The organism is Cryobacterium sp. Y57 (assembly GCF_002929505.1).
GTDB lineage: Bacteria > Actinomycetota > Actinomycetes > Actinomycetales > Microbacteriaceae > Cryobacterium.
In genome coordinates this window covers 1-1304 of the sequence record NZ_PJJL01000002.1, presented here as the reverse complement: position 1 = coordinate 1304, position 1304 = coordinate 1, and the positions used below count along the sequence as shown (strand labels likewise).

General features: G+C 62.0%; 1 protein-coding gene. It reads right to left on the bottom strand.

The annotated features are described in order from the left end of the window. Window positions 1-44: 44 nt before the first annotated feature. Window positions 45-1234 (bottom strand): IS3 family transposase gene (locus tag CXY72_RS00010; protein WP_104125711.1). Its coding sequence is split into 2 segments (ribosomal slippage): window positions 45-973 and window positions 973-1234, totalling 1191 coding nucleotides; the frame shifts between segments, so codons are not numbered across the junction. Window positions 1235-1304: the final 70 nt, after the last annotated feature.

Here is a 1304-nt window from a genome sequence, read left to right as displayed (position 1 = left end):
TGACCTGCCGCGGGTATTTCGGACAGCGGAATTAGTGGATTCTTCTACGCTGTCCATGCTGGCTGTTGATAACCGTAGTGGACTTCATTCGGCCGGCGATAACCGAGTGCGGAGTGCCGGCGGCGACTGTTGTAAAAACCTTCGATATATCGGATGACGTCGCTGCGAGCTTGTGATTTCGTAGCGTATGCGGTGCGATAAACACGTTCGTTCTTGAGCATCGAGAAGAAGCTCTCGGCCATGCTGTTGTCCCAGCACACGCCGGTGCGGCCCATCGAGGAGCGCATCCCCAGGCCGGTCACCAGTGCCCGAAACTCGGCCGATGTGTAAACGCTGCCCCTGTCGGAGTGCCAGATCGCGTCCGGCTCGATCAGGGTCGTCGCGGCGGCGTTGCGGAGGGCGTCGGCGACGAGTTCGGTGCGCATGTGGTCGGCGATGGACCAGCCAACGACCTTCTTCGAATAGCAGTCGATGACGGTCGCCAGATAGATGAACCCTTGCCAGGTGTGGATGTAGGTGATGTCGCCGACGAACTTCACCCCGGGGCGGTCGGCAGTGAAGTCGCGTTTGACGAGGTCGGGCATGCTCGCCGCCGCCGCCGCCGCGGCATCGGCTTCGGTCGTGATGCGGAAGGGCCGTGGTTGGCAGGCTACGAGGCCGATCTGGCGCATGAGTTGCCGCACCAGCTCGGGCGAGCACTCGGTCTGCTCGGCGCCCAGGTCGGCGTGGATCCGGCGGTATCCGTAGGTGCCGTCGGACTCCTCGAAGAAGTGCTGAATCCGGGCGATCAGGGCCTCTCGGCGAGCCGCGGTCGCGGACTGCGGCCGGATTGCCCAGTGGTAGAAGCCGGACGTGGAGACGGCCAGCCAGAGGCACATTTTCACTACCGAATTCTGATTGGTGGGGTCAGATTTCTGGGAGTCGATGTACTCGTACTTGCTCACTACCGCTGCTCCCGCGCGAAGTAAGCGCTGGCTTTTTTCAAGAACGCGGTCTCCGCCCGCAGCTCCTGAACTTCCCGCTCGAGCTCCTTCAGCCGGGCCCGTTCCGAGACGGTCAAGTCGGCTTCGGTAGCGCCGTTGGCCTCGCGGTACCTGTTGAGCCAGTTCCGAAGAGACTCAGCGCCGACGCCATACGCGGTGGCGACGTCCTTGATGGGTTTGGAGGTGTTGATCACCTCGCGGCACAGCTTGTCTTTGAACTCCTGGGTGAAACGCCTGCGTGCTGCGGTCATGCTGATCTCTACTTTCAGTGATCCCTCATTTTAAGAGGGCCCGCTGTCCGAGATATCCGCGGCAGGTCAG